Origin of the sequence: Corynebacterium variabile, from assembly GCF_006539825.1 — a bacterium.
Taxonomy (GTDB): Bacteria; Actinomycetota; Actinomycetes; order Mycobacteriales; family Mycobacteriaceae; genus Corynebacterium; species Corynebacterium variabile.
On sequence record NZ_BJNT01000008.1, the window covers coordinates 116,299 to 137,450 of the forward strand.

General features: G+C 67.7%; 27 protein-coding genes and 1 pseudogene. 10 read left to right on the forward strand and 18 right to left on the reverse strand.

Annotated elements, in window-relative coordinates; all coding sequences use genetic code 11:
• Window positions 1–9: 9 nt before the first annotated feature.
• The 9 genes from CVA01_RS05925 to CVA01_RS05965 all read right to left on the reverse strand — a co-directional run bounded on the left by CVA01_RS05925 (window position 10) and on the right by CVA01_RS05965 (window position 7,643).
• Window positions 10–1,218: a globin domain-containing protein gene (locus tag CVA01_RS05925; protein ID WP_141329368.1), complete on the reverse strand. Its 1,209-nt coding sequence runs from the start codon at window positions 1,216–1,218 to the stop codon at window positions 10–12.
• Between the two features lie 53 nt (window positions 1,219–1,271).
• On the reverse strand, window positions 1,272–1,751 hold the full coding sequence (locus CVA01_RS05930) for an RrF2 family transcriptional regulator (RefSeq protein ID WP_041630382.1): 480 nt from the start codon (window positions 1,749–1,751) through the stop codon (window positions 1,272–1,274).
• A gap of 263 nt (window positions 1,752–2,014) precedes the next feature.
• The gene (locus CVA01_RS05935) at window positions 2,015–2,311 is read right to left on the reverse strand and encodes a DUF503 domain-containing protein (RefSeq protein ID WP_014009033.1); all 297 of its coding nucleotides are present in this window, start codon (window positions 2,309–2,311) and stop codon (window positions 2,015–2,017) included.
• A gap of 71 nt (window positions 2,312–2,382) precedes the next feature.
• Window positions 2,383–2,796 (reverse strand): aspartate 1-decarboxylase, encoded by a 414-nt coding sequence (panD, locus tag CVA01_RS05940; protein WP_014009032.1) that lies wholly within the window; start codon window positions 2,794–2,796, stop codon window positions 2,383–2,385.
• 10 nt (window positions 2,797–2,806) lie between these two features.
• Window positions 2,807–3,724: a pantoate--beta-alanine ligase gene (panC, locus tag CVA01_RS05945; RefSeq protein WP_141329372.1), complete on the reverse strand. Its 918-nt coding sequence runs from the start codon at window positions 3,722–3,724 to the stop codon at window positions 2,807–2,809.
• A gap of 42 nt (window positions 3,725–3,766) precedes the next feature.
• A complete protein-coding gene (locus tag CVA01_RS05950) occupies window positions 3,767–4,702 on the reverse strand; it encodes a Rossmann-like and DUF2520 domain-containing protein (RefSeq protein ID WP_082796518.1) in 936 nt (311 codons plus the stop codon).
• Window positions 4,699–5,817 (reverse strand): DUF6779 domain-containing protein, encoded by a 1,119-nt coding sequence (locus tag CVA01_RS05955; RefSeq protein ID WP_141329374.1) that lies wholly within the window; start codon window positions 5,815–5,817, stop codon window positions 4,699–4,701. The genes CVA01_RS05950 and CVA01_RS05955 overlap by 4 nt, the downstream gene beginning before the upstream one ends.
• A 163-nt stretch (window positions 5,818–5,980) precedes the next feature.
• Window positions 5,981–7,024 (reverse strand): tyrosine-type recombinase/integrase, encoded by a 1,044-nt coding sequence (locus CVA01_RS05960; protein ID WP_170209710.1) that lies wholly within the window; start codon window positions 7,022–7,024, stop codon window positions 5,981–5,983.
• Window positions 7,025–7,103: 79 nt separating this feature from the next.
• Window positions 7,104–7,643: a helix-turn-helix domain-containing protein gene (locus tag CVA01_RS05965; protein WP_141329378.1), complete on the reverse strand. Its 540-nt coding sequence runs from the start codon at window positions 7,641–7,643 to the stop codon at window positions 7,104–7,106.
• A 153-nt stretch (window positions 7,644–7,796) separates the two neighbouring features.
• Here CVA01_RS05965 and CVA01_RS05970 point away from each other — a divergent pair, with 153 nt between their 5' ends.
• From CVA01_RS05970 to CVA01_RS06015, 10 genes are all read left to right on the forward strand, one after another.
• A complete protein-coding gene (locus CVA01_RS05970) occupies window positions 7,797–8,006 on the forward strand; it encodes a DNA-binding protein (protein WP_141329380.1) in 210 nt (69 codons plus the stop codon).
• 86 nt (window positions 8,007–8,092) lie between these two features.
• Window positions 8,093–8,293, forward strand: coding sequence for a hypothetical protein (locus tag CVA01_RS05975; RefSeq protein WP_141329382.1), 201 nt, complete (start codon window positions 8,093–8,095; stop codon window positions 8,291–8,293).
• 222 nt (window positions 8,294–8,515) lie between these two features.
• Window positions 8,516–8,704, forward strand: coding sequence for a helix-turn-helix transcriptional regulator (locus tag CVA01_RS05980; protein ID WP_141329384.1), 189 nt, complete (start codon window positions 8,516–8,518; stop codon window positions 8,702–8,704).
• 35 nt (window positions 8,705–8,739) lie between these two features.
• Complete coding sequence (locus CVA01_RS05985; protein WP_141329386.1) at window positions 8,740–8,940, forward strand: hypothetical protein; 201 nt, start codon at window positions 8,740–8,742, stop codon at window positions 8,938–8,940.
• Window positions 8,941–8,943: 3 nt separating this feature from the next.
• Entirely contained in the window at window positions 8,944–10,476 is a 1,533-nt protein-coding gene (locus CVA01_RS05990) for an AAA family ATPase (protein ID WP_141329388.1), read from the forward strand.
• Window positions 10,473–10,739 (forward strand): hypothetical protein, encoded by a 267-nt coding sequence (locus CVA01_RS05995; protein WP_141329390.1) that lies wholly within the window; start codon window positions 10,473–10,475, stop codon window positions 10,737–10,739. Before CVA01_RS05990 ends, CVA01_RS05995 begins: the two co-directional genes overlap by 4 nt.
• Window positions 10,736–11,020, forward strand: coding sequence for a hypothetical protein (locus CVA01_RS06000; RefSeq protein ID WP_141329392.1), 285 nt, complete (start codon window positions 10,736–10,738; stop codon window positions 11,018–11,020). Before CVA01_RS05995 ends, CVA01_RS06000 begins: the two co-directional genes overlap by 4 nt.
• Window positions 11,013–11,234, forward strand: a complete 222-nt coding sequence (locus CVA01_RS06005; RefSeq protein ID WP_141329394.1) for a hypothetical protein — start codon at window positions 11,013–11,015, stop codon at window positions 11,232–11,234. The genes CVA01_RS06000 and CVA01_RS06005 overlap by 8 nt, the downstream gene beginning before the upstream one ends.
• The gene (locus tag CVA01_RS06010; RefSeq protein ID WP_141329396.1) at window positions 11,224–11,706 is read left to right on the forward strand and encodes a hypothetical protein; all 483 of its coding nucleotides are present in this window, start codon (window positions 11,224–11,226) and stop codon (window positions 11,704–11,706) included. Before CVA01_RS06005 ends, CVA01_RS06010 begins: the two co-directional genes overlap by 11 nt.
• Window positions 11,707–11,765: 59 nt before the next feature.
• Window positions 11,766–12,428, forward strand: a complete 663-nt coding sequence (locus CVA01_RS06015; RefSeq protein WP_141329398.1) for a hypothetical protein — start codon at window positions 11,766–11,768, stop codon at window positions 12,426–12,428.
• A gap of 159 nt (window positions 12,429–12,587) precedes the next feature.
• Here the strand turns inward: CVA01_RS06015 and CVA01_RS06020 are convergent, their stop codons facing one another.
• The 9 genes and pseudogenes from CVA01_RS06020 to dacB all read right to left on the reverse strand — a co-directional run bounded on the left by CVA01_RS06020 (window position 12,588) and on the right by dacB (window position 21,143).
• The gene (locus CVA01_RS06020) at window positions 12,588–13,151 is read right to left on the reverse strand and encodes a DUF3180 domain-containing protein (RefSeq protein ID WP_081465822.1); all 564 of its coding nucleotides are present in this window, start codon (window positions 13,149–13,151) and stop codon (window positions 12,588–12,590) included.
• On the reverse strand, window positions 13,148–13,693 hold the full coding sequence (folK, locus tag CVA01_RS06025) for a 2-amino-4-hydroxy-6-hydroxymethyldihydropteridine diphosphokinase (RefSeq protein WP_073884456.1): 546 nt from the start codon (window positions 13,691–13,693) through the stop codon (window positions 13,148–13,150). Before folK ends, CVA01_RS06020 begins: the two co-directional genes overlap by 4 nt.
• Entirely contained in the window at window positions 13,690–14,085 is a 396-nt protein-coding gene (gene folB, locus CVA01_RS06030; RefSeq protein WP_041629780.1) for a dihydroneopterin aldolase, read from the reverse strand. The genes folK and folB overlap by 4 nt, the downstream gene beginning before the upstream one ends.
• Entirely contained in the window at window positions 14,078–14,974 is an 897-nt protein-coding gene (gene folP, locus CVA01_RS06035; RefSeq protein ID WP_141329400.1) for a dihydropteroate synthase, read from the reverse strand. Before folP ends, folB begins: the two co-directional genes overlap by 8 nt.
• Entirely contained in the window at window positions 14,974–15,591 is a 618-nt protein-coding gene (gene folE, locus CVA01_RS06040; RefSeq protein WP_014009024.1) for a GTP cyclohydrolase I FolE, read from the reverse strand. The genes folP and folE overlap by 1 nt, the downstream gene beginning before the upstream one ends.
• Complete coding sequence (gene ftsH / locus CVA01_RS06045) at window positions 15,588–18,041, reverse strand: ATP-dependent zinc metalloprotease FtsH (protein WP_141329402.1); 2,454 nt, start codon at window positions 18,039–18,041, stop codon at window positions 15,588–15,590. The genes folE and ftsH overlap by 4 nt, the downstream gene beginning before the upstream one ends.
• Window positions 18,042–18,078: 37 nt before the next feature.
• Entirely contained in the window at window positions 18,079–18,666 is a 588-nt protein-coding gene (hpt, locus tag CVA01_RS15070; RefSeq protein ID WP_200859083.1) for a hypoxanthine phosphoribosyltransferase, read from the reverse strand.
• Between the two features lie 75 nt (window positions 18,667–18,741).
• Window positions 18,742–19,695: pseudogene (tilS, locus tag CVA01_RS06050) on the reverse strand (tRNA lysidine(34) synthetase TilS); the annotation flags it as partial.
• A 5-nt stretch (window positions 19,696–19,700) separates the two neighbouring features.
• A complete protein-coding gene (dacB, locus tag CVA01_RS06055) occupies window positions 19,701–21,143 on the reverse strand; it encodes a D-alanyl-D-alanine carboxypeptidase/D-alanyl-D-alanine endopeptidase (protein WP_307723359.1) in 1,443 nt (480 codons plus the stop codon).
• Window positions 21,144–21,152 lie beyond the last annotated feature (9 nt).

The following is a 21,152-nucleotide window of genomic DNA, read 5'->3' on the forward strand; positions in this document are numbered from 1 at the left end:
CTGAGGCTACTACCCCAGCAGCCAGTCGTTCGGGGAGAACAGCTCGAAGTGCACGCCGGCCGGCGCCAGGGCGGACGCCTCGATCTGCGCGCGGATGTCCTGCAGGAAGCCGTTGCCGCCGCACAGGTACCAGTCGGCACCGGCCGGGATGTCCAGATCGGCCAGGCGGACGCGCTCGCCGGCGCCGGTGTAGCTGCGGTGACGGCGCACCGTAGAGCCCTGGGTGTCCAGTGCGTCCAGCAGACCCTTGGTGACCTCACGCTGCGCGTAGGACTCCTCGGAGACGTCGGAGTGGATCACGGTGATGTCGCGGGCGCCTGCCCCGGCGACGAGCGCCGACAGCATACCGACCATCGGGGTCGAGCCGATGCCGGAGCTGACGAGCACCACCGGGGTGGTGTCCGAGTCGCCCAGGACGAGGTCGCCGGCAGGCAGGGTGGCGTCCACCCGGTCGCCCACGGCGGTGGAGTCCAGGAGGGTGGAGGACACCTCACCGTCGCGCTGCACGGCGATGGTGAAGCCCTTGTCGTCCCAGTTGACCAGGGAGTACTGGCGCAGCTGCCGGGCACCGTCGCCCAGGGTCACACCGAGGGAGGTGTACTGGCCGGCCTTCGTGGCGGTGAAGGCACCCGGGGCGTCCGGAACCTCGAAGGTGAACTCGGTGACCCGGTCGGACAGATCGCGGCGGGCCACGAGAACAGCATCCCGGAAGACGTCGCCGGGGGTCACGTCGGCGGTGGCGTAGAGATCCTTCTCCGCGTCGATGAGGACGTGGGCCATCAGCCAGTAGACCTCGGTCCAGGCCTCGGCGACCTCGGGGGTCACAGCGTCGCCGAGTACCTTGCCGATGGCGGCGAAGAGGTAGTGGTAGACGATCTCGTACTGGTCCGGGGTGATGCCGAGCGAGACATGCTTGTGGGCGATGCGGGAAAGCATGTCGACCGCGTCCGGGCCGTCAGGGTTCACGAGCATGGTGGCGAAGGTGGCCACGGAGGCGGCCAACGCCTTCTGCTGGGCGCCGCTCTTCTGGTTCTCGCGGTTGAAGGTGTTCGCGAGCAGGTCCGGGTTCTCGGCGAACATGCCGGCGTAGAAGGTCTTCGCGATATCCCCGATGTTCTCGCCGATGACCGGGAGGGTGGCCTTGACGGTCTCCTCGTGGGTCGGGCTGAGGTGGGCCTTGTGGGTGGCCTCGCGCAGGGGTTCGGTAGCGGTGAACATAGTCGGTACCTCCGTGGGAAGTGTGGTTGATGTTGCGGGTAGGGGTCTGGGATTCAGTTCATGGCCGGCATCGCAGGGAGGCCCATGGCAACGGGTCCCGGATCCGCCTGACCGGTACGCTCGATGAGCTCGCCGAGGGTCATGCCGTCGAACGTGGCGAAGAAGTTCTCCTGCGCCTGCGCCAGCAGGTGCCGCAGGGAACAGTCCCGCGCAGCGAGGGGGCACGGTGCCTCCCCCTCACAGTCGACGACCTCGTGTCTGCCTTCGAGCTCGCGGAGCAGACGGCCGATGTCGGTATCCCGTGCACCGTCCGCGAGGTACACCCCACCGCTGCGTCCGCGGACCGACGCCAGGACACCCAGCCCGGTGAGCCGGGCGACGACCTTCTTGACGTGGGACGCCGGGGCCGCGGTCTGGACCGCGAGTTCTCCGACGGTGCGTCGCTGCGACGGGTCGGTGGCGCCGGCGGCGCCGGTGTCCCCGAGGATCATGAGGGACCGGAGTCCCAGGTCAGCGAACTTGGTGAGGTGCATGGTCCCCACGCTAGCCCGCTCGCCGCAAAAGGGACATCTCAGATACCCCATAAAAGATCGCCCAGACCTCGGCCGGAATCGCAGGTCAGGGTATGGTTACCTGATCTTGCCCTGGCCGACAGTGCCGTGGCGTGCAGCATCAGGACAGGTCGTCCCACCGTGCTGTCGGACAGGACACCGCAGATTGATCTCCGTCACATTTTCCGGAGCTCACCCACACCGGCCGAAGTCACCCCCGGTCGGGTTGGTCGGGCAGACGTCCCCTACAGATCCTCGGAGGAGAGGTAGCGGGAACGCACCGACAGCAGCTGCACCTCCGGATGCGACGCCACGAGCCGCTCCACCGCGTCCAGCACCTCGACAACATGCTCCCGGTCCCCGCTGACCACGGACACCCCGATCACCGTCCGGCGGTGCAGGTCCCGGTGATCCACCTCGGCGACCGAGATGTCGAACTTCCGGCGGATCTCCGCGACGAGCGGGCGCACCACCGAGCGCTTCTGTTTGAGGGAATGCACATCCCCGAGGAGAACATCGAGTTCACAGGTTCCGATCCACATATGAGCGGAAAGGCTAGTGCACCCGGGCCGCCGGCGACAGACCCCCGGCAACAGACCCCTGACCGGAGAACCTACGCGGGGAACCGCGGGTTCATCAGGCCGGACCCCACCGGCACATCCGCCGGATCGTCCCCCAGCGACACCTGACGGTTCTCCCCGTCGACGAACACGACCCGCGGGTTGTAGTCCTTGAGTTCCTCGGCGGTGTACTGGCCGTAGCCGATGATGATCACCAGCTCGCCGGGATGCACCAGGTGGGCGGCGGCACCGTTGATCGAGATCATCCCGCTGCCCCGCTCACCGGTGATCGCGTAGGTCGTCAGCCGGGCACCGTTGTCGACGTCGACGATGTCGATCTGCTCGCCCTCGAGAATGTCGGCGGACTCCATGAGATCGGCGTCGATCGTGCACGACCCCACGTAGTGCAGGTCGGCCTGGGTGACCGTCGCCCGGTGGATCTTGGACTTCATCATGGTTCTCAACACGCGGACAACCTTACTGCGCTGCCGCGGCGTCGGTGGCCGCTACAGGATCGTCGCCCAGGTTCCGGAACCCGATGCCCACCGGCACACCGACGTTGTCGATCAGACGGGTCTCACCGATCTTCGCGGCGACCAGCAGTCGGGCGTCACCGGTGTCCGGGGCGTCCCCGAGGTCCGCACCGCGCAACTCCAGGTAGTCGACCTCGATCTCCGGGACGGAGGCGAGGATCGCCTGCGCGGTGGACAGTACGGCCTCGGCACCGTCCTCGGCGACATGAGCGCCGGCGGTCAGGGCGGCGGACAGGGTCAGCGCCAGCTCCCGCTCGGCCTCGGCGAGGTAGATGTTGCGCGAGGACTTCGCCAGGCCGTCGGCCTCGCGGACGATCGGCACACCGTGGACCTGCACGCCGAGGTTGAGGTCGGTCACCATCTGCTGGATCAGCACCAGCTGCTGGTAGTCCTTCTCGCCGAAGAAGGCGTCGGAGCAGTGCGTGATGTGCATGAGCTTCTGCACCACGGTGAGCATCCCCGCGAAGTGGATCGGCCGGGTACGGCCCTCGAGGATCTCGCCGACCGGGCCGGGGCGGACGGTGGTCCGCGGTCCGTTGGGGTACATCTCGCGGACGCTGGGCGCGAAGACGGCGTCCACCCCGGCGGCCTTGAGTTTCGCCACATCGGCGTCCAGCGTGCGCGGGTAGGCGTCCAGGTCCTCCCCCTCGCCGAACTGCAGCGGGTTGACGAAGATCGACACGACGACGAGCGCCCTGGGGATGCGCTGGGCGTTGCGCACCAGTGCCAGGTGGCCTTCGTGCAGGGCTCCCATGGTCGGCACAAGCACGACCGGTCGTCCGACCTTGCGGATCGCCCGGGTCAACTCCCCGATCTCCTCGATGCCGGTGTAGACCGTCGCCTCTCCGGGGGTGAAACTCACCGTTGCCGCTCCTTCGCGATCAGAATGTGATGCTGTAACGGATCAATAAGGGTAGTCCCCGTCCAGCGCACGTTCCACATTGAGTGACCCTACGGCCCGCGCGGTGCGCAGTGCCGCCTCCCGGTAGGACGCCGCCAGCGGCTGTCCCCCGGTATCCACGGTGAGCAGTGCGTCGAGGTGGCGGAGGACGGTGGCGGCGTCATCACGGGCGGTCGGCCCGGTCAGCGCAGCCGTGCGACGGTCCAGCACTCCGGCGAGTGTCGCGGGGAGGATCCGGCGCAGCAGCACCGCCGAGTCCGGGTTCTCCGCCACCGGAACACCCGGCTGTCCTTCCCCCGGATCCGCCAACGCATGGTCCAGGATGCGTAGCGCCTCACTGACGAGGGTCACCAGATGGTTGGAGCCGTGGGCCATCGCCGCGTGGTAGAGCGTCCGATGTTCCTCGGCGACCGGAACGGCGATCCCGCCGCAGGCACCGACGAGCAGTTCCGCGACAGCGGAGCCGGTGTCGGAGTCGGCGGTGACACCCCAGGCGCACCCGGCGAGATTGTCGGTGTCCTCCGGGCGTCCGGTGAAGGTCATGGCCGGGTGCAGCGCCAGCGGCAGTGCCCCGGTGTCCGTCACCGGTTGCAGCACCCCGCACCCCAGGGCACCGGCGGTGTGCACCACGATCTGGCCGGGGCGGGTGACCGCCGCGACTTCGTCCACGACCGAGGGCAGCTGCGGGTCAGGCACAGCGAGGATGACCAGTGCCGCACGCGCCGCATCGGCGATGTCGGTCACCGGCACACCGGGCAACCGGTCGGCGACCCTGCCGGCGGACGCCTCGGAGCGGGCGACGACGCCGTGGATGTGGTGCCCGGCCCGCTGGAGGACCGACGCCACCGCGGTCCCCACGGAACCGGCCGAAATGACCCCGACCGACAGGCGGGGTTCCTGTCGGTCGGGGTGGGGTGCGGTGATGTCGCCTCCGGTCACTTGGCGTTCTTCTTCAGCTGCGCCATGAGCTGTGCGACGGTGACCGAGCTGTTGCCGTCTTCGGGACGCTCGTCGGCGCGACGGCGCCCGCGGGAATCCTCCGGAGCGGCCGGGGACTCTGCCCGACGGCGACGGTGGTGACCGGCCTCCTCCTCGGGGACCTCATGGTGGCCGGCCGTCGGAGTCGTGAAGGACGGGGCGGACTCCTCCGGCTGCGCCGGTTCCGCCTGCTTCTGCTGCCGTGACGCCCAGGTCGACTCAGCAGGCTTCTCCTGCGTCGGCTCCGGAGCAGACGCCCCGGCGTCACCGCCCTTGTTGTCCCGGGTGTCCCGCGTATCCACGACCAGCGGGATCATGCTGGTCTCCTCGGAATCGGCACCGGACCAGTTCACCGCGGAGAAGGTGCCGGTGGTGAAGCCGCCACGGCGTCCACCCTGGTGGGACTCCGGCGCCTGGTGCGTCCGACCACTCTCGGAGGCAGCCGTCGGCTCCTCCTCACGCTGGAACGGCGAGCGCGAGGCGAACGGGGATGCGGCAGATGCGGTGGACGGTGAGTCGGCAGCGGCAGACTCCCCTGTTCCCCCTGCCTTCGGCGTCGCGGAATGACGCTCCAGCTCGATAATCCGCTCGGCGCGTGCGCGGACAGCCACCTGGTCCTCGGTGAGGTCCAGTCCGGACAGATCCGAGAGCTGCTCGCGGAGTGCGGCGAGCTCGAGGCGGATGGATTCCAGTGTCTCGTCGCGTCCCGTGTCCCCACGGTCGGCGTAGGACTTCTCCAGTTCCGCTTCCCGACGCCGGTGATCGGCACGCTCGGCGTCCAGTTCGGCGACACGCCGGGCATCCCGTTCACGGTTGCGGGAGGATTCCTCCCCCAGCGCACCCGAGTACCGGGACACGAGGACGGCGCCGATGAAGGCCGCCCACAGCGCCGCGATGACCGCGATGTTCATCCACACGTCGTTGTCGACGAAGAACATGATCACTGTCGCGAACAGTGCCAGGACGAACAGGAAGTACATCAGAAGCTTCGAGACACCACCCGGTGCCCGGGTGGGCCGTGCGCTCGACGGATCCGGGAGCCGGTGCGGATCGGGAGATGGATACGCGGAACTCATGGCGCCCACACTACATAGCCAAGGCCCCGTAGTGCGTAGTCCACGCCGCTGACTGTTGTTCCATCCGGTGCCGGTAGAAGGCCCACAGGGTGCTGCAGTGTCCAACTAGGCCCCTCCCGTGCCCCCGAATAGATGGACACAAAGTGGACACCTTTATGGACACCTACACTGCCCGGAGTCGCTTCACCGAGAATGACGCCGTGAGGTCCGGCAGGATCTCCGGGCGTGCCAGGTACGCCTTCTCCGTCACCGCGGTGGACGAGTGCCCGAGGTACCGGGACGCCGACAGCATCCCGTGATCCCGCTCGATCCTCGTCGCAACGGTCTTTCGGAAGTCGTGGGGGGTGATGTCGTCCTCCCCGTTGCGTGCCTTCCGCAGCCGGTCCTCCACGCTCGTCACCGTCCGGTAGGTGCCCTCCCTGCTTGGGAACACGGGCTCACCGAGGAACTGGCGTGCAGGCTTGTCCCACTGCCGCTGCAGCGCATCCAGTGCGATAGGTGCGACGGGGATGATCCGGCGAGACTTCACGGTCTTCGGACTGTCTTTCCTCGTCTTCGCATCATCGTCCATCGTCCCCGAGACAGCGACGGTTCCGGCCTCGAGATCAACGTCGCACCACCGCAGTGCCAGGACTTCACCGATGCGCATCCCGGAGCCGATACACACGTCGATGATCTCGACGAGCCCTTCCCCGCGCTTCGGGCCGGTCTTGTTGCTGCCGCACCATTCCACGAGTCGTGTGCGGTAGGTGAGGATCTCGTCGTCGGTGAGAGCCCTAACTTCCTTCTTCTCGACCTTCCTGGGCGTGGTGTCCCGCACCGGGTTTGTCGGCATGATGCCCCACTTCACCGCCAGGCTCACCGCGCCGCCGAGTGCGGCCCGCGCTGTCTTCTCCGTGCCCTGGGACAGGCTGTCGAGGAACATCTGCAGCATGGGGGTGTTCAGCTCGTTGAGGCACACATCGCCGAGTGCGGGGCGAATGTGCAGGGTGATGCATGACCGGTAGATCTTCCGGGTGCGGTCCGCCATGTCGTGATGCTCGATCCAGTAGTCCAGCAGGGCGTTGAATGTGCTGGTGGAGGTGAGCAGCCCGGTGTCGGTGGTGTCGGTGAGGTCACGGCATTTGATCTTGAGAGCGTCTATCGCCCCGGTCTTCGACTTCCCGCGGGCGCGGACACGTTTCCGTTTCCCGGACTGTAGGCGCATGCGGGTTTCGGACTGCCATACGCCGGTGGGGAGTTGGGTGGTGTTGATCTCCCCGCAGGTGCCTAGTGCAGTCGCCGGCCTACCCCTGGTCATCGCCGGCCTCGATGTCAACAGGTAGATACATCGTGTCAGCGCCGGGATCATCCTTAGGCCAATACTTCATTGTCGCCCCGATCATCTGCAGCGTGAATGGCTTATAGCGGTCCAGAGCATCATGGGCGTCTCTAACGACAGCAGACTGCACCGCGGGGGGAACATCGTCTTCATCCAGCCGCTGCGCGAGCTCGACCGCCGCCCGGTCAGCCCCTCTCACCACTTCGGTAACTTCCCATGCCTTCCTCTTTAGGTCTTGGGCCTTTCGCCGGATCTCCGCCGCCACCTGGTCTGCAGGCTCGCGCAGGAGCTGGTCAAGGCTGACCTTGAAGAAGTCCGCTATCGCCACGGCTTCACTGGCCTTCATGGTCTGTTCACCACTTTCAAGTCGTTGCAGGGATGTCTGGTGCAGCTCAAGCCCCGTGGTCTCTCTCATCTGCTCGATGAACTCCCTGCGGGATAGCCCGGCTGTCAGTCGTAGCGACTTGAGGTTTTCCGGCCCGTAGGTAGTGGGATCGGTCGACATGCCTGACCTGCACTTTCCGCAGACTACCACACAATGTGTTGCACAATCCATGTAGAGCGTGCCATAATCTGTGGTACCGCAATCGTGGTAAACGTACTCTTCCAGTGTCAGCGGAGAGTCTACATCCCCTCCCCCTCCCCTTAGGAGTCTCAAGTGTCCGCAACCATTGACCTCGCTCGCTACAGCGACCTGCTCGGAATCGGCCGGTCCGCCACCTACAAGGCCGCAGCCAAGGGCGACCTCCCCACCCCGGTGTTCCGCATCGGTGGCCGCTACGTCGCCCCCATCGCCCCCATCGCCGAACTTCTCGGCATCACCCCCGACGAAGTCCGCGGCACCACCGACGACAAGGCGGCCGCGTGATGTCTATGGGAATGCCCTGTGAGAGCAGCTACTACGAATCAAGCCCCAAAACCTCAACGCTGAGCAGAACCAGGAGAAGTACCCCCATGATCGACGCCACCACCGCGTACGCCCAGGCCGTCCTCGACCACGCCGAGGGGCGTATCTGCACCACCGCCCACGAGGAGGATCAATCGTTCCTCGCCGGCATGCTGTCCGACTTCCGGGAGGACGCCCTGCGTAGTGCTGACCGCACCACGGGGATCGACCGGAGGTTCTGGCTCACCGTGGCCGAGAAGCTCGCCTAGACCCCCAGACATAAAAAGAACCCCGGCGACCAGACCGGGGTTCACAATCTTTTATCCCACGACACCATCGGAGATACCCGTGATTCTAACACACAACACCGACCAGGCAACAGATGTTGACCGGCCAATCCCGTATGCCCTGAGCAGCATAGACACGCCCATACCGTTTGCAGTTGTTCCACAGAAACTCAACAACCACCACGCCGTGGGACAGTGCCACCCATGACACATGACACGTATCTCACTGCCCCCGAAGCCGGCCACGAAGTCGGAGTCCACCCCGCGACCATTAGCAGGTGGGTGAAGCGCGGACTGCTCACCGCGCACGTCGACCAGCTCGACAAGAGGCGCCGGCTCATCTCCCGATCCGAGCTCCGCGACCTCGTTGACAACCACACCCCCACGGCTTGACCAGCGGCCACTGACACCACCACCAGGAGATTCACATGACCACCGAGAAATTTGTTCCCCCGCTCGACGTCCCCGACCGCCTCGAGGACCCCGAGGGCTACTCCCACGCCGTGCACTTCAACGCCCTCGCCCGTGCCGGTTGGGAGCGCCGAGCTGAGCGCACCCCGTCCGCCCCGAAGCCCTACGGCGGCACCCTGCAGCATCCCACCCGCATCAACCTTGACGAGGTGGCGTAGGACATGACCGAGACTCTTTCCGATGCGGTGAAGAACCGTGCCGCGGAACTCATGGCCAATGAGAACATGCCGTGGGACAATGCCGTTGCCCAGGCCCAGGCCGAGCAGACCGCGGACACGCCCCGTCGCCACATCACGTTCACCCCGGCATCCAAGATCCGAACCGCGGCAATCGACTGGCTACTCGACTGCTGGGTGCCCCGTGGGTCCGTCACACTTCTCGGCGGCAGGGAAGGAATCGGCAAGTCCACCATCGCCGTCGACTGGGTAGCCCAGGCCACCACCGGCAAGCTCACCGGCACCCCGATGAACGTCGCCTACGTCGTCACCGAGGACAGCCGAGAGAACACCGTCGTCCCCCGACTCAAGGCCGCTGGTGCCGACCTCGACCGGGTGCTGTTCCTCGCCGCCACGGTCCCCGACCCCGACAAGCCTGGAATCACCTACGAGTCATCCCTCGACCTTCCCGGCGACTATCCGATCCTCAAGACGTTCATCACCGAGCAGTCCATCGGCCTTGTGGTCCTCGACGCCGCGAAGTCGGTCATGTCCTCCAAGCTCAAGGGAAATGACGACCTGGATATCCGTCGGTTCCTAGAGCCGATGCACCGTGTCGCCCAGGGCACCGGCTGCACGTTCGTGTGCCTCGTCCACTTCTCCGCGAAGAAGGGCAGTGCCGACACCGGCAACCTCATCATGGGTTCGTCGGCGTGGCAGCAGGTCGCCCGCTCCGTCGTCGCGGTTGCCGAGGACCGGGACAACAGCACCGTGAAGGTGTGGAACTCTAAGGCGAACCTGGCGCCCCGCATCCGCACGATGGAGGCCCAGGTCGTCACTGCCGGTATCACCACCGATGACGGCCTGTCCACCGAGGTCGGTCGCATCGAGTGGATTGGCGAGTGCGACGAGGACGGTTCTGCCCTTCTCAATCCTGATGTGGACAGTGCCGGCGGCGACGCCGACGAGGTGAAGATGATCGTGCTCGACTATCTCGCCAGCAATGGTGGCTCAGCCCCCGCCGGTGACGTTCTCAAGGCTGCGAACGCTGCGGGGCTTTCCTCCCAGACGGTGAAGAACAAGCGTCACTCTATCGGCGTCTCAACGCAGAAGAGGGGAAAGGAGTGGGTCTGGTCGATCGAAGGTACCGGGAAGGTCGCACCGTCCTCCCCGACTGCCAGTGCCGGTACCTTCGGTACCTTGGTATCTTCGCAGGTAGCAGGGGGTAACAAGGTACCGGAACATGGGGAAGGTACCGAAGGTACCAAGGTACCGGGTGTCACGGGCACCCAGGATGTTCCCGGCGAACAGCCCCGTCTAACAGTCGTCCCCGACTCTGAGGATCCAGTCCGTGCCGCAATCCTCGACGCGCTCGACGACAACGGCAAAGTCGGCATGTCCGAGGGTGCGCTGATGAAGACCATCCGGGAACTAACCGGGTCTGGCGCCACCGTGCCTGACATCCTCGACGCGATGAAGAAGGCGGGAACTGTTCACGTCGAGTCCGGGCGCTACTTCAAGGCAGGGGCTGCAGCGTGACCTCTTCCCGTCGTAAGCCTCACCAGACCGAGGCGTACTTGTCCGTCCCGTCGTCCACCAGGGCGCACCATAACCGCGTCGTGAAGTGGTGCCAGGAACACCAGTGCAGCGCGCTCACCCCGCAGCAAACCCACCGCCTCGGCGTCAACATCCCCACCCTCGACAGGCTGCTCACCGCGGGGCTGTGGGAGGTGGTGGAACTCCCGCCGACCCACCAGCTCGTCCACCACATCCTCGATCCCCGACTAGGAGAAAAACTATGACCGACACAGGACTCTTTGACTTGCCCGACCAGATCGCCCCCAGCCCAGAGCAGCCCGACCTGTTCGCCGAAAGCGTCGATACCGGCCGCACTGTCATCGACTACATCACCGCCGTGAACGTCATCCGCGCAGCCGCCGACGCTCGAGGCCGCGGCGACCACCGCGAGTTCCTCCGGATCCTCAATACCGCTGACAGCCGGATCCTCCCCGACGTCCTGGCTTTCGCCACCGGACAGCTCGCCACCGCCCGACGACAGCTCCGGGGGAGACGACATGCCTAACCCCAGACCAGCCTGGCTAATCGCCGAGCAGGACATCGTACTCACTGAGCAGGGCCGCACCTACGCAGCAATGATCATCAGCAACGATGCACTCGGCGAGTACGGCAACCGTGACAAGCTCATCGACCACCTCATCACCCACCGCCCCGAACTCATCCGCCCCGTACTCCTCCGAGTACTAGACCACGAAGGAGGCGCCCGCGATGGCCACTGACCACTCAAAAGCCCAGGACGAAAAGGCAAGCGACCTCGTCGACCAGATACACGCCCACTACGACGCCGGCCTCGGCCGCAATGCCATCGCCAAAGCAGTCGGAGCATCCACCTGGAGGGTATCCCAGATCTGCCAGGCCAACGGCTGGGACTTCGACCAGGAGCGCACACGCAGAGCCGTCGAGGTCCACGTCGCCAGCGCCGGTGAACAGCGAAGGAAGCTCGCTTCACGGTTCCGCAACCTCGCCGATGTCGCACTCCAGGGTGCAGAGTCCACCACGGATCCCGACGAGATGTTCAAGTTCACGAAGGTCGCTGCCGTTTCCGTGGACAAGGATGATGTCCTCGACCAGGTCGACAGGCGGAGTCGGGAGTCATCCGACATGGCCACGGCAGCGGGCATGTTCACCGCCTTCGGCGCTTTGGTGAGGGGTGCCGCCGCAGCACAGGACCAGGGTGGGGAGCCACCGTAATCAGGCGAGCTCCCCCCCCCCCGCACTACCAACCATCATCACCGTCCAAGGAGGACACCATGGGAAACTTCTCCCTCGCAGAACTGCACAACGACATCACCCGCACCCGTGAGGAGATCGTCGGCCAGGCCAACCGCCTCAAGGCCGACCGATCCGACTACTCACCCGAGGGCCTGAAGAAGGCCTACAGCCAGCGCGTCGACGCACTCGGCTACCCCCAGCAGATCGCCGCGTACAGGCGCCAGGTCGGGGAGTGGGAGGCCGGTGCCCGCGCAGCGACCGCCGACGCCCGAGCAGGGTTCTTCCCTGTCGCCGGGGATGCCACAGAGAAGCTCGCCGCGGAGATGGCCGTGAGCCGCATCCTCGCCCGCCCGGGCATTCAGGACCAGGCGCAGAGGATGGCCGCGGTGCAGCGTGAGTTCAACGCGATGCCCGCTTCCCCGGAGCGCACCCTGTTCGCCCAGGAGTGCGCTGCACGGTGGTCGGAGACGTCACCGGAACTGTTCGAGGGTCTGGTCAGTGAGCAGCATCCGGAGTATGTGGAGCTGAAGAGGAGGGGCGAGCAGGTCGGCGCGTTGGCTGATTCTGCACGTCGGCAGGTCGATGCCCTGGATCGTCTTGCCAGCTCCCCGGATGCGGAGGCGCCTGGTGCTACGGAGCTTGTGGACTTGTCGGCATTGCCGGCGGCGCAGGCAGCTTACCCGGTGGAGGTTCGGTACTGAGCCCCTCGCCTGCACCCCCCATCGTCTTTGGCGGTGGGGGTTTCTCTATGTGGGGGGGGTGCCCCGGTGGGTTACTTGGACACTTCTTGGACACCTGGCCGGTTATCCACCCCGTTACTCACCTGTTTGTGCAGGTCACAGAGAATACGGGTGTCAACACTACATTGCCTGTGCCCCTGACCGGCGTCCATCCGGGTCCGCGTCGCCCGGCGGAACCAGACAACAACGCTCGAGGACCACACCGGCGACCGCCACCGCAGCCCCGGCGGCAACACAGGCCACCGCCCCGGGAGTGTCCTCCTGGGCGGCCAGCAACGACGGGTACTCGATGAGGACGTAGACCGTCAGGCCCAGGTAACCGCCGCCGACGAACGCCCCCAACCACGAACAGGCCTTGCCCAGCACGGCCGCCCGGGCGATGAAGACCGGGGACATCTGGCTGCTGTCGTGGCCGACCTCACCGTCGTTGATCCGCCGCCGCACCGCCACCGCGGTCACTGCCGCGACCGCGGCGATGATCCACAGCGCCACGGAGTTCCGCACCCGGGCCGGCGGGAAGTCCCCGTAGAAGTACACCGCGGCCACCCCGACAACCAGGGCCGTGGCAGCGGCGGCGAGAAGCAACGCACTGACCGGGGTCAGCGACAGTCCGGGCCCACCCTGCTGACCGGACTGGCCGGACCGGTCGCGCCCCTGCGGGGAGCCGCCGTTCTTCTTCGTCATGGGGCCCATGCTACGTCGGGCAGCGCACGCACCCCGGACACATCCTCCTCAGGACAGGCGGCGATGAGGTCCGCCACCGGTGTGCCACCGAGCGTCGCGGAGGGGTCCGCGTCCTGCCAGGGCACCAGGACGAAGGCCCGCGCATGGGCCCAGGCATGGGGCACCACGAGCTTCTCACCCCACCGGCCGTCGCTGCGGATCTCCTCCCCCGCCTCCGAGTACAGCGCGACCAGGTCGACGTCGAGGGTGCGCGGTCCCCAGTGCCGGTCACGCACGCGGTGGGCGGCCTGCTCCTCCGCCTGGCAGCGGTGCAGCAGGTCCACCGGGGTGAACAAGGCGTCCTCCACGTCAACGATGAGGACGCAGTTACGGAATTCGGCCTGGTCGGTCACACCCCACGGCGGGGTGGCGAACATCCGGGAGGACGCGAGGACGCGGATCCCTTCAGTCGACGCGAGGGACGCCGCCGCGTGGGCGATCTGTGCCGCCGGATCCCCCAGGTCACCGGGGAGGTTCGCACCGAAGGCGAGGACCGCTCTCACTGTCCCGTCCCCGCCACAGGCCTCTGGGACGACTTCTGGGACCGTCGGGCGACGACGCGCACGTCGGTGAAGGGGTGGTGGATCGGGGCATCAGGTTTGTGCACGGTGACCTCCACGGCAATCACCCCGGCCAGGTCGTTGAGCCGGTCGGCGATGGTCGCCGCGAGCGTCTCGATGAGGTCGAGCGAGGGTCCCTCGACGACCGCCACGGCGATGTCGGCGAGATCGACGTACGAGATGGTCTCACTGATCTCGTCGGACGCCGTGGCTGCGGAGAAGTCGGTCCAGACCACCAGATCGATGATGAACTTCTGGCCCTTGTCCTTCTCGAAGTCGTAGACGCCGTGGTAGCCGTAGGCTTCCAGGCCGTCGAGTTCAATACGGTCAGCCACGTCGGGCCCTCCATCCTTCCGGCAGCGCCGGTCCGTGTGCCTGTGCCACCGCGTGAGCGACATCCACCGCCGCGCGGGTCGCGGCGACGTCGTGGACCCGTACGGCCCACACCCCTGCCTGTGCGGCCAGTGCCGAGACCGCCGCCGTGGCGTCATCGGCGGAGGCGGGGGTTCCGGGCCCGCCGTCCGGTCCCGGTCGCAGGGCCGTGAGGAACCGCTTGCGGGATGCCCCGATGAGCGTCCGGTGCCCCTGCTCCGCCCAGGTCGCGGTGAGGTCGGGCATGGCGTGCAGCAGTGCCCAGTTGTCGTCGGCGTCCTTGGCGAAACCGATACCGGGGTCCAGGATCAACCGGTCGGCGGGCACACCTGCGGCCCGGGCGTCGTCCGTCAGTTCACCCAGCAGCCCGGAGACGTCGGCGACGACATCCCCGCCGTGGTCGGCGCGTCCTTCCGCTGAGGAGAAACGATCGGCCCGCCAGTGCATGAGGCAGTAGTCCACCGGCTGACCCACCGGCCGTGTCCGGTTGGCGTCGGCGACGACCCGGTACATCCCGGGGTCGGCCAGGCCACCGGAGACGTCGTTGACGATGTCGACACCGGCGGCGACCGCGGCCTCGGCGGTGGAGGCGCGCATCGTGTCCACACTGGTGGTGATCCCGTCGGCATGCAGGGCAGCGATGACCGGGACGACCCGGTCCCGCTCGACGTCGGGGTCGACGCGGGTGGCACCCGGCCGGGTGGATTCCCCACCGATGTCGATGATGTCCGCGCCGGCGTCCACCATCTCGTGGGCGTGGGCGAGGGCACGCTCCGTGGAGTTCCACTCGCCACCGTCGGAGAAGGAGTCCTCGGTGACATTGAGGATCCCCATCACGAGCGTGCGGGGCATCAGTTCCCCCGGATCAGGGAGAACGCCTCGGCGCGGGTGCGGGCGTCGTTCCGGAAACCGCCGCGCACGGCGGAGGTGACGGTCGTCGCGCCCGGCTTACGGATACCGCGCATCGCCATGCACAGGTGCTCGCACTCGATGACGACGATGACGGCGGACGCATTCAGGCGCGTGGCGACGGCGTCGGCGACCTGGCTGGTGAGGCGTTCCTGCACCTGGGGACGCTTGGCGAAGCCGTCGACGAGACGGGCGAGCTTGGACAGTCCGGTGACGGTGCCGTCGTTTCCGGGGATGTAGCCGATGTGGGCGTGCCCGTAGAAGGGCACCAGGTGGTGCTCGCAGGTCGAGTAGATCGGGATGTCCTTGACGAGGACGAGTTCCCGGTGGTCCTCGTTGAAGGTCTTGTTGAGGACCTCCGCCGGGTCACGGAAAAGTCCGTCGAAGATCTCACGGTAGGCGCGGGCGACCCGGGCAGGGGTCTCCTGCAGGCCCTCGCGGTCGGGGTCCGCGCCGACGGCGAACAGCAGCTCGCGGACGGCGGCTTCCGCCCGCTCCTGGTCAAAGGGGCGACCGGTGATCTGGGAGACCGGCTGGTCGGTGGATTCGGAGTTACTCAACGGTCTTCCTCGTTCGTGTCGTCAGTCGTCTTCTCCGGGTCGACCCGGTGGTGACGCCCGGTGGGGGCGTCATCCGTGACCCACGGGTGGTCCGGCTGCTCGTTGTCCGGCAGCCGGAAGCCACGGATCTCGCCCTGTGACGGGCCCTGTGAAGGGCCCTGGCCGGATCCTCGGTCGGGGCCGGGGCCGTAGTTCTGCTCACCGGGGTGACGCGGGGCGGCCTGGTCGTAGGGGTTGTTCAGCGGATCACCGGGCGGGTTGGTCCGGTCCTGGCCTCCCCAGAGGTGGTCCCGACGGGGTTGACCAGGCTGCTGGCCCTGCTGACCGTGCTGCTGCGGCGGAAAGCCGGGGAGCTTCGCCGGCACCTGGTTCTGCCCCTGCTGCCCCTGCTGGCCCTGCTGCCGCTGCTGGTCCTGTTCGAGCTGCTCGGCACGCTTGGCCTCCTGCGCCGCCTTGCGACGCTCCATCCGGGCCTTGCGCGCCTCGGAGTAGAAGTCAGGGCGCACCGGCGGCTCCTCGCCACGTTCCTTGGCGAGTTCATTGGGCGTCTTCACCGGTTCGCGGAAGTCCCTCGGGAACTCGACGTCCTGGCCGTCGAAGATGTCGTTGACCTCGACCAACGGCATCTCGCCGAAAATGGCCTCCAGGTCCGGACGCCGCAGCGTCTCCTTCTCCAGGAGCTTGGTCGCCAGGGTGTCGAGGTAGTCCCGGTTCTCGCGCAGGATGCGGTAGGCGACGACGTGGGCCTTCTCGATGAGCATCCGGACCTGGTCGTCGATCGTCGCGGCGACGGCCGGCGAGTAGTCCAGGGTGCCCTGCCCGGGGCGTCCCGCGAACGGGTCACCCTGCTCTTCGCCGTACTTCACGGCGCCGAGCTGCGGGCTCATGCCGTACTCGGTGACCATGCCGCGGGCGATCTTCGTCGCCTGCTCGATGTCGGCGGAGGCACCCGTGGTCGGCGCACCGAAGACGAGCTCCTCGGCGGAGCGTCCGCCCATGGCGAAGACCAGCCGGGCGAAGAGCTCGGATCGGGTGTACATGCCCTTGTCGTCCTCGGGCACGGCCATGGCGTGACCGCCGGTCTTGCCGCGGGCGAGGATCGTGACCTTGTAGACCCGCTCGATGTCCTTGATGCCCCAGGCGGCCAGGGTGTGACCGCCCTCGTGGTAGGCGGTGACCTTCTTCTCGTGCTCGGAGATGATCTTCGACGTGCGGCGCGGACCACCGATGACGCGGTCGGTCGCCTCCTCCAGCGCATCGCCGGTGATGACGTTGCCGTCGACGCGGGCGGTGAGCAGCGCGGCCTCGTTGAGCACGTTCGCCAGATCCGCACCGGACATTCCGACGGTCCGCTTGGCCAGGGACTTCAGGTCCACGTCGGGAGCCAGTGGCTTGTTCTTCGCGTGGACGCGCAGGATCTGCTCGCGGCCCGCCAGGTCCGGGTTGCCGACCGGGATCTGCCGGTCGAAGCGGCCCGGGCGCAGCAGTGCGGGGTCGAGGATGTCGGGGCGGTTCGTCGCAGCCATGAGGATGACGCCCTCACGGTCGTCGAAGCCGTCCATCTCGACGAGGAGCTGGTTGAGGGTCTGCTCACGCTCATCGTGACCGCCGCCCATGCCGGCGCCACGCTGGCGGCCGACGGCGTCGATCTCGTCGACGAAGATGATGCAGGGGCTGTTCTCCTTGGCGGTCTTGAACAGGTCGCGCACCCGCGAGGCACCGACACCGACGAACATCTCGACGAAGTCCGAACCGGAGATGGTGTAGAACGGGACGCCTGCCTCACCGGCGACGGCACGGGCCAGCAGCGTCTTACCGGTGCCGGGCGGACCGTAGAGCAGGACGCCGCGCGGGACCTTGGCCCCGAGCTCCTCGTAGCGGGCCGGGTCCTGCAGGAAGTCGCGGATCTCGTCGAGCTCCTCGACGGCCTCGTCGGCGCCGGCGACGTCGTCGAAGGTCGTGTCCGGGTTGTCGACGTTGAGTTCCTTGGCCTTCGACTTGCCGATGCCGAAGGCGCCGCCGGCGCCACCCTGCATGCGGGTGAGGAAGAACAGCAGCAGACCACCGATGATGAGGATCGGCAGCAGCATCACCAGCAGCGAGCCGAGGAAGGAGTCCTCGGAGACCTTGGTCTGGTACTTACCGGCGTCCGATGCCTGGACCTTCTCGAAGATCGTGTCCGCGGCTCGGGCCGGGTACTTCGTGATGATCTTCTCGACGTCGTCGTCGCCGTCGACGCTGATCTTGTCCTTCAGCGTGATCTGGAGCTGCTGCTCCCGGTCGTTGATCTGCACCTCCTCGACGTTCTTGTCGTCGAGCTGCTTCACGGCGACGGAGGTGTCGACGTCGGAGTACCCGCGGGTGGAGTCGGTGAGAACGCTGAACGCGTAGATGGCGACGAGGATCGCGGCGACAACCGCGGCAATCCGCAGGACCTTCTTCTTAGTCATAGTCTCCCTAGGGTATCGCAGGGGCGGGCCGGATGAATCAGCTGTACACCTCGGGACGCAGCGCTCCGATCCACGGCAGCGTCCGGTAGCGCTCGGCGTAGTCGAGACCGTAGCCGACGATGAACTCGTCGGGGACCTCGAAGCCCAGGGCGGAGCACTCGACGTCCACGACGACGCGGTCCGGCTTGCGCAGCAGGGCGACGACCTCGAGGCTCTTCGGCCCGCGGCCCTGGAGATCCTTGACCAGCCAGGACAGCGTCCGGCCGGAGTCGATGATGTCCTCGACGATGACCACGTCCCGGCCGGCGATGTCGGTCGCCAGGTCCTTGACGATGGTCACGGTACCCGAGGATTCCGCCCCGGAGCCGTAGGAGGAGACGACCATGAACTCCAGCTGGGCGGGCACCGACAGGGCACGGGAGAAGTCGGACATGAACACGGCGGCACCCTTGAGGACGCAGACGAGGACGAGGTCCTCCGGGGCGTCCCGGTGCCGGTCGCTGACCTCGTCGGCGAGTTCGCGGACGCGGCGTTGCAGCGTCGGCTCGTCGATGAGGATCCCGGAGATGTCGTCGCCGAAAGGGTGGTCGGGAATCTCGGGGTTGTCGGCGGTCACGGTGTCCAGTCTCCTCAGGTGTGTGGTCTCCAGGGCGCCGTCACGCCGCCGGACCACACGTCGGTGGGTATTGCGTCGGACATCGATTGTAGGCCCCGGCTGATCCGGGTGCGGCACGGCCACGGGGCCCTGTCCGTGCCAGTCAGCGACCAGGGCGTCGATCCGGGCCAGGTGGACCGAGGTCAGCGGTCCGGCGACCCCGGCGAGCCAGTCCCGCAGCATCCGGCGGCGTAGCGGTGCCGGCCGGTCGGCGAGCACGGTCACCGGCAGCCGGTCGCCCGGCACGACCCCGGCGGACTCGAGTGCTCCGGCCGCCTGGTCGTCGAGCAGGTCGGCGTCCTCCCGCAGCATCCGGGCGCTGCGGGTGAGTGCGGCGTCCACCCGCGGGCCGAGGATCTCCCGCATCACCGGGAGCAGTTCGTGGCGCACCCGCGAGCGCAGGATCTCGGGGTGTTCATTGTGGGGGTCGTCCCAGATCCCGAGTCCGAGTTCGGCGCAGCTGCCGCGGGTCTGCCTGCGGGTGGCGGCCAGCAGCGGGCGTCCCAGGAAGGACGCCCCGGCGTCCACCACCGGATGGTCACCGGTGATCTCCCGGAGGCCGGCGAGGCTGCCGGTCCCCGACCCGCGGGTCAGGGAGAGCAGCAGGCCTTCGGCGTCATCGTCGGCGGTGTGGGCGACGAGCACGGGTCGACCGTCGGCAGCCTCGCCGAGTGCCCGGTAACGGGCGGCGCGGGCCGGCCCCTCCCCCGGACCGTCGACGGCGACGGTGACCACCGTCGCCGTCGCACCGAGGTCGCGGCACTGCTGTGCGGCGCGTGCGGCGACCCGGTCCGAGCCGTCCTGGAGCCGGTGGTCGACGGTCACGGTCGTGACCGCCAGTCCGGCGTGGACACAGGCGGCGGCCAGGGCCAGCGAGTCCCCTCCCCCGGAGACCCCGCAGACCACGGCGTCCCCGCGGTGCAGTCCGGCGTGGTCGAGGAGGTCGGCGAGGCTGTGCCGGACAGCGAGGGTCGCCGGGCCGGGACGACCGGGACGCATCGGGACTACACCTTGCGCAGGGCGGCGGCGAGACGGTCGAGCGCGGCGCGGCCGGCGTCCTGGTCGGAGCCGTTGGACAGGAAGGCGAAGGTGAGGACGCGGCCCGAGTCGGTGGTCAGTGTGCCGGCGAGCGCGTTGACCCCGTCGAGGGTGCCGGTCTTCGCCCGGACCCGGCCGGCGGCCGATTCGGCCCCGGAGCCGGAAAGGTAGCGGTCGGACAGGGTTCCGTCGGCGGCGGCGACCGGCAGGGCGTCGAGCAGAAGGCGCAGTTCGGCGGCACGGTCGGCGATGTCGTCATCCTCCACGTCATCCACATCGTCGCTGACCGGTGAGCCGGCGGCGAGCGCGAGGACGCCGTCGAGGATCCGGGCGCTGAGCCGGTTGTCCTCACTCATGCCCGAGCAGTCCTTGAGCACGGCCTTGTCGACATCGATGCCCGCCTCCCCCAGGGTCTCGAGGATCGCGTCGGTGGCGCCGGAGAAGGTCGCGGGCTTGTCGCGGGCGGCGGCGACCTCGCGGCCGACGGCTTCGGCGAGGAGGTTGTCGCTGTGCAGCATCATGTCCCGCAGGCGGGTGCCGAGCGGGGCGGAGTAGACGGTACCGAGTGCGTCGGCGGCCTCGTCGCCGCTGTCACCGTCGGCCTCCGACCCGACCGGGTCCTCGGAGACGCTCACCGAGGCGTCCGGGGCGCCGAGGGCGTCCGCCAGGGCATGACCGGCGTCGGCAGCCGGGGTATTCGACCGCGGTGAATAGTTCTCGGTGGGGTCGGTACGTCCGGCGTCCAGCATCACCGCACCGAGCGGGGCGACATTGCCTGCTCCGATATCGTCGGTCGACCAGGTGGAGTTGAACAGGTCGCCCTCGCGGACCGAGTTGTCGACGACGACCGAGGTGACCGGCTGGCCGCCGAGAGCTTCGGTGACCTGCCCGGCAAGATCCTCGATGGTGGGGGCGTCGGTGAAGAACCCGGAATCCTTGCTGCGCTGCAGGGTGACGTCGCCGCCACCGCGCAGGATGAGCTGCCCCGGCTCGTCGCCGGCCAGCACCGAGGTCTCCACCCGGTCGTCGACGGGCAGGGTGAGCAGCGCGGCGGTCGCCGTGGTCAGCTTCGTGGCGGATGCCGGGACCAGTGTGCGGTCCGGGTTCGCCGACCAGATCTCCTCACCGGTGGCCACGTCGGTGACATGCCCGGTGACCTGCCCGAGAGCACCGTCAGCGGCAGGACCGGCGAGGGCGGACGCCACGGCCTCGGTGTCGGGGGCGGAGTTGTCCGCCCCCTCGGCGGGCACGGCCCCGACCACCGGGGACGCCGCAGCGATCTCCTCGGCTGCCTCGATGTCCGACCCGCTGGACCGGTTGACCACGAGAGCTGCAGCGACGATGACGATGACGGCGACAACGAACGCACCGATGCCGTAGAGCCAACGGCGTGAGGAGTTCGTGCTCATCTCTGGCAT

What these genes read in the sequence shown, in the direction of transcription:
- CVA01_RS05925 (WP_141329368.1), bottom strand. Translation starts at nt 1,218, where the DNA reads ATGTTCACCGCTACCGAACCCCTGCGCGAGGCCACCCACAAGGCCCAC.
- CVA01_RS05930 (WP_041630382.1), bottom strand. Translation starts at nt 1,751, where the DNA reads ATGCACCTCACCAAGTTCGCTGACCTGGGACTCCGGTCCCTCATGATC.
- CVA01_RS05935 (WP_014009033.1), bottom strand. Translation starts at nt 2,311, where the DNA reads ATGTGGATCGGAACCTGTGAACTCGATGTTCTCCTCGGGGATGTGCAT.
- CVA01_RS05955 (WP_141329374.1), bottom strand. Translation starts at nt 5,817, where the DNA reads ATGAGTTCCGCGTATCCATCTCCCGATCCGCACCGGCTCCCGGATCCG.
- CVA01_RS05960 (WP_170209710.1), bottom strand. Translation starts at nt 7,024, where the DNA reads ATGCGCCTACAGTCCGGGAAACGGAAACGTGTCCGCGCCCGCGGGAAG.
- CVA01_RS05965 (WP_141329378.1), bottom strand. Translation starts at nt 7,643, where the DNA reads ATGTCGACCGATCCCACTACCTACGGGCCGGAAAACCTCAAGTCGCTA.
- CVA01_RS05975 (WP_141329382.1), top strand. Translation starts at nt 8,093, where the DNA reads ATGATCGACGCCACCACCGCGTACGCCCAGGCCGTCCTCGACCACGCC.
- CVA01_RS05980 (WP_141329384.1), top strand. Translation starts at nt 8,516, where the DNA reads ATGACACATGACACGTATCTCACTGCCCCCGAAGCCGGCCACGAAGTC.
- CVA01_RS05985 (WP_141329386.1), top strand. Translation starts at nt 8,740, where the DNA reads ATGACCACCGAGAAATTTGTTCCCCCGCTCGACGTCCCCGACCGCCTC.
- CVA01_RS05990 (WP_141329388.1), top strand. Translation starts at nt 8,944, where the DNA reads ATGACCGAGACTCTTTCCGATGCGGTGAAGAACCGTGCCGCGGAACTC.
- CVA01_RS06000 (WP_141329392.1), top strand. Translation starts at nt 10,736, where the DNA reads ATGACCGACACAGGACTCTTTGACTTGCCCGACCAGATCGCCCCCAGC.
- CVA01_RS06005 (WP_141329394.1), top strand. Translation starts at nt 11,013, where the DNA reads ATGCCTAACCCCAGACCAGCCTGGCTAATCGCCGAGCAGGACATCGTA.
- CVA01_RS06010 (WP_141329396.1), top strand. Translation starts at nt 11,224, where the DNA reads ATGGCCACTGACCACTCAAAAGCCCAGGACGAAAAGGCAAGCGACCTC.
- CVA01_RS06015 (WP_141329398.1), top strand. Translation starts at nt 11,766, where the DNA reads ATGGGAAACTTCTCCCTCGCAGAACTGCACAACGACATCACCCGCACC.
- CVA01_RS06020 (WP_081465822.1), bottom strand. Translation starts at nt 13,151, where the DNA reads ATGACGAAGAAGAACGGCGGCTCCCCGCAGGGGCGCGACCGGTCCGGC.
- folP (WP_141329400.1), bottom strand. Translation starts at nt 14,974, where the DNA reads ATGCCCCGCACGCTCGTGATGGGGATCCTCAATGTCACCGAGGACTCC.
- ftsH (WP_141329402.1), bottom strand. Translation starts at nt 18,041, where the DNA reads ATGACTAAGAAGAAGGTCCTGCGGATTGCCGCGGTTGTCGCCGCGATC.
- dacB (WP_307723359.1), bottom strand. Translation starts at nt 21,143, where the DNA reads ATGAGCACGAACTCCTCACGCCGTTGGCTCTACGGCATCGGTGCGTTC.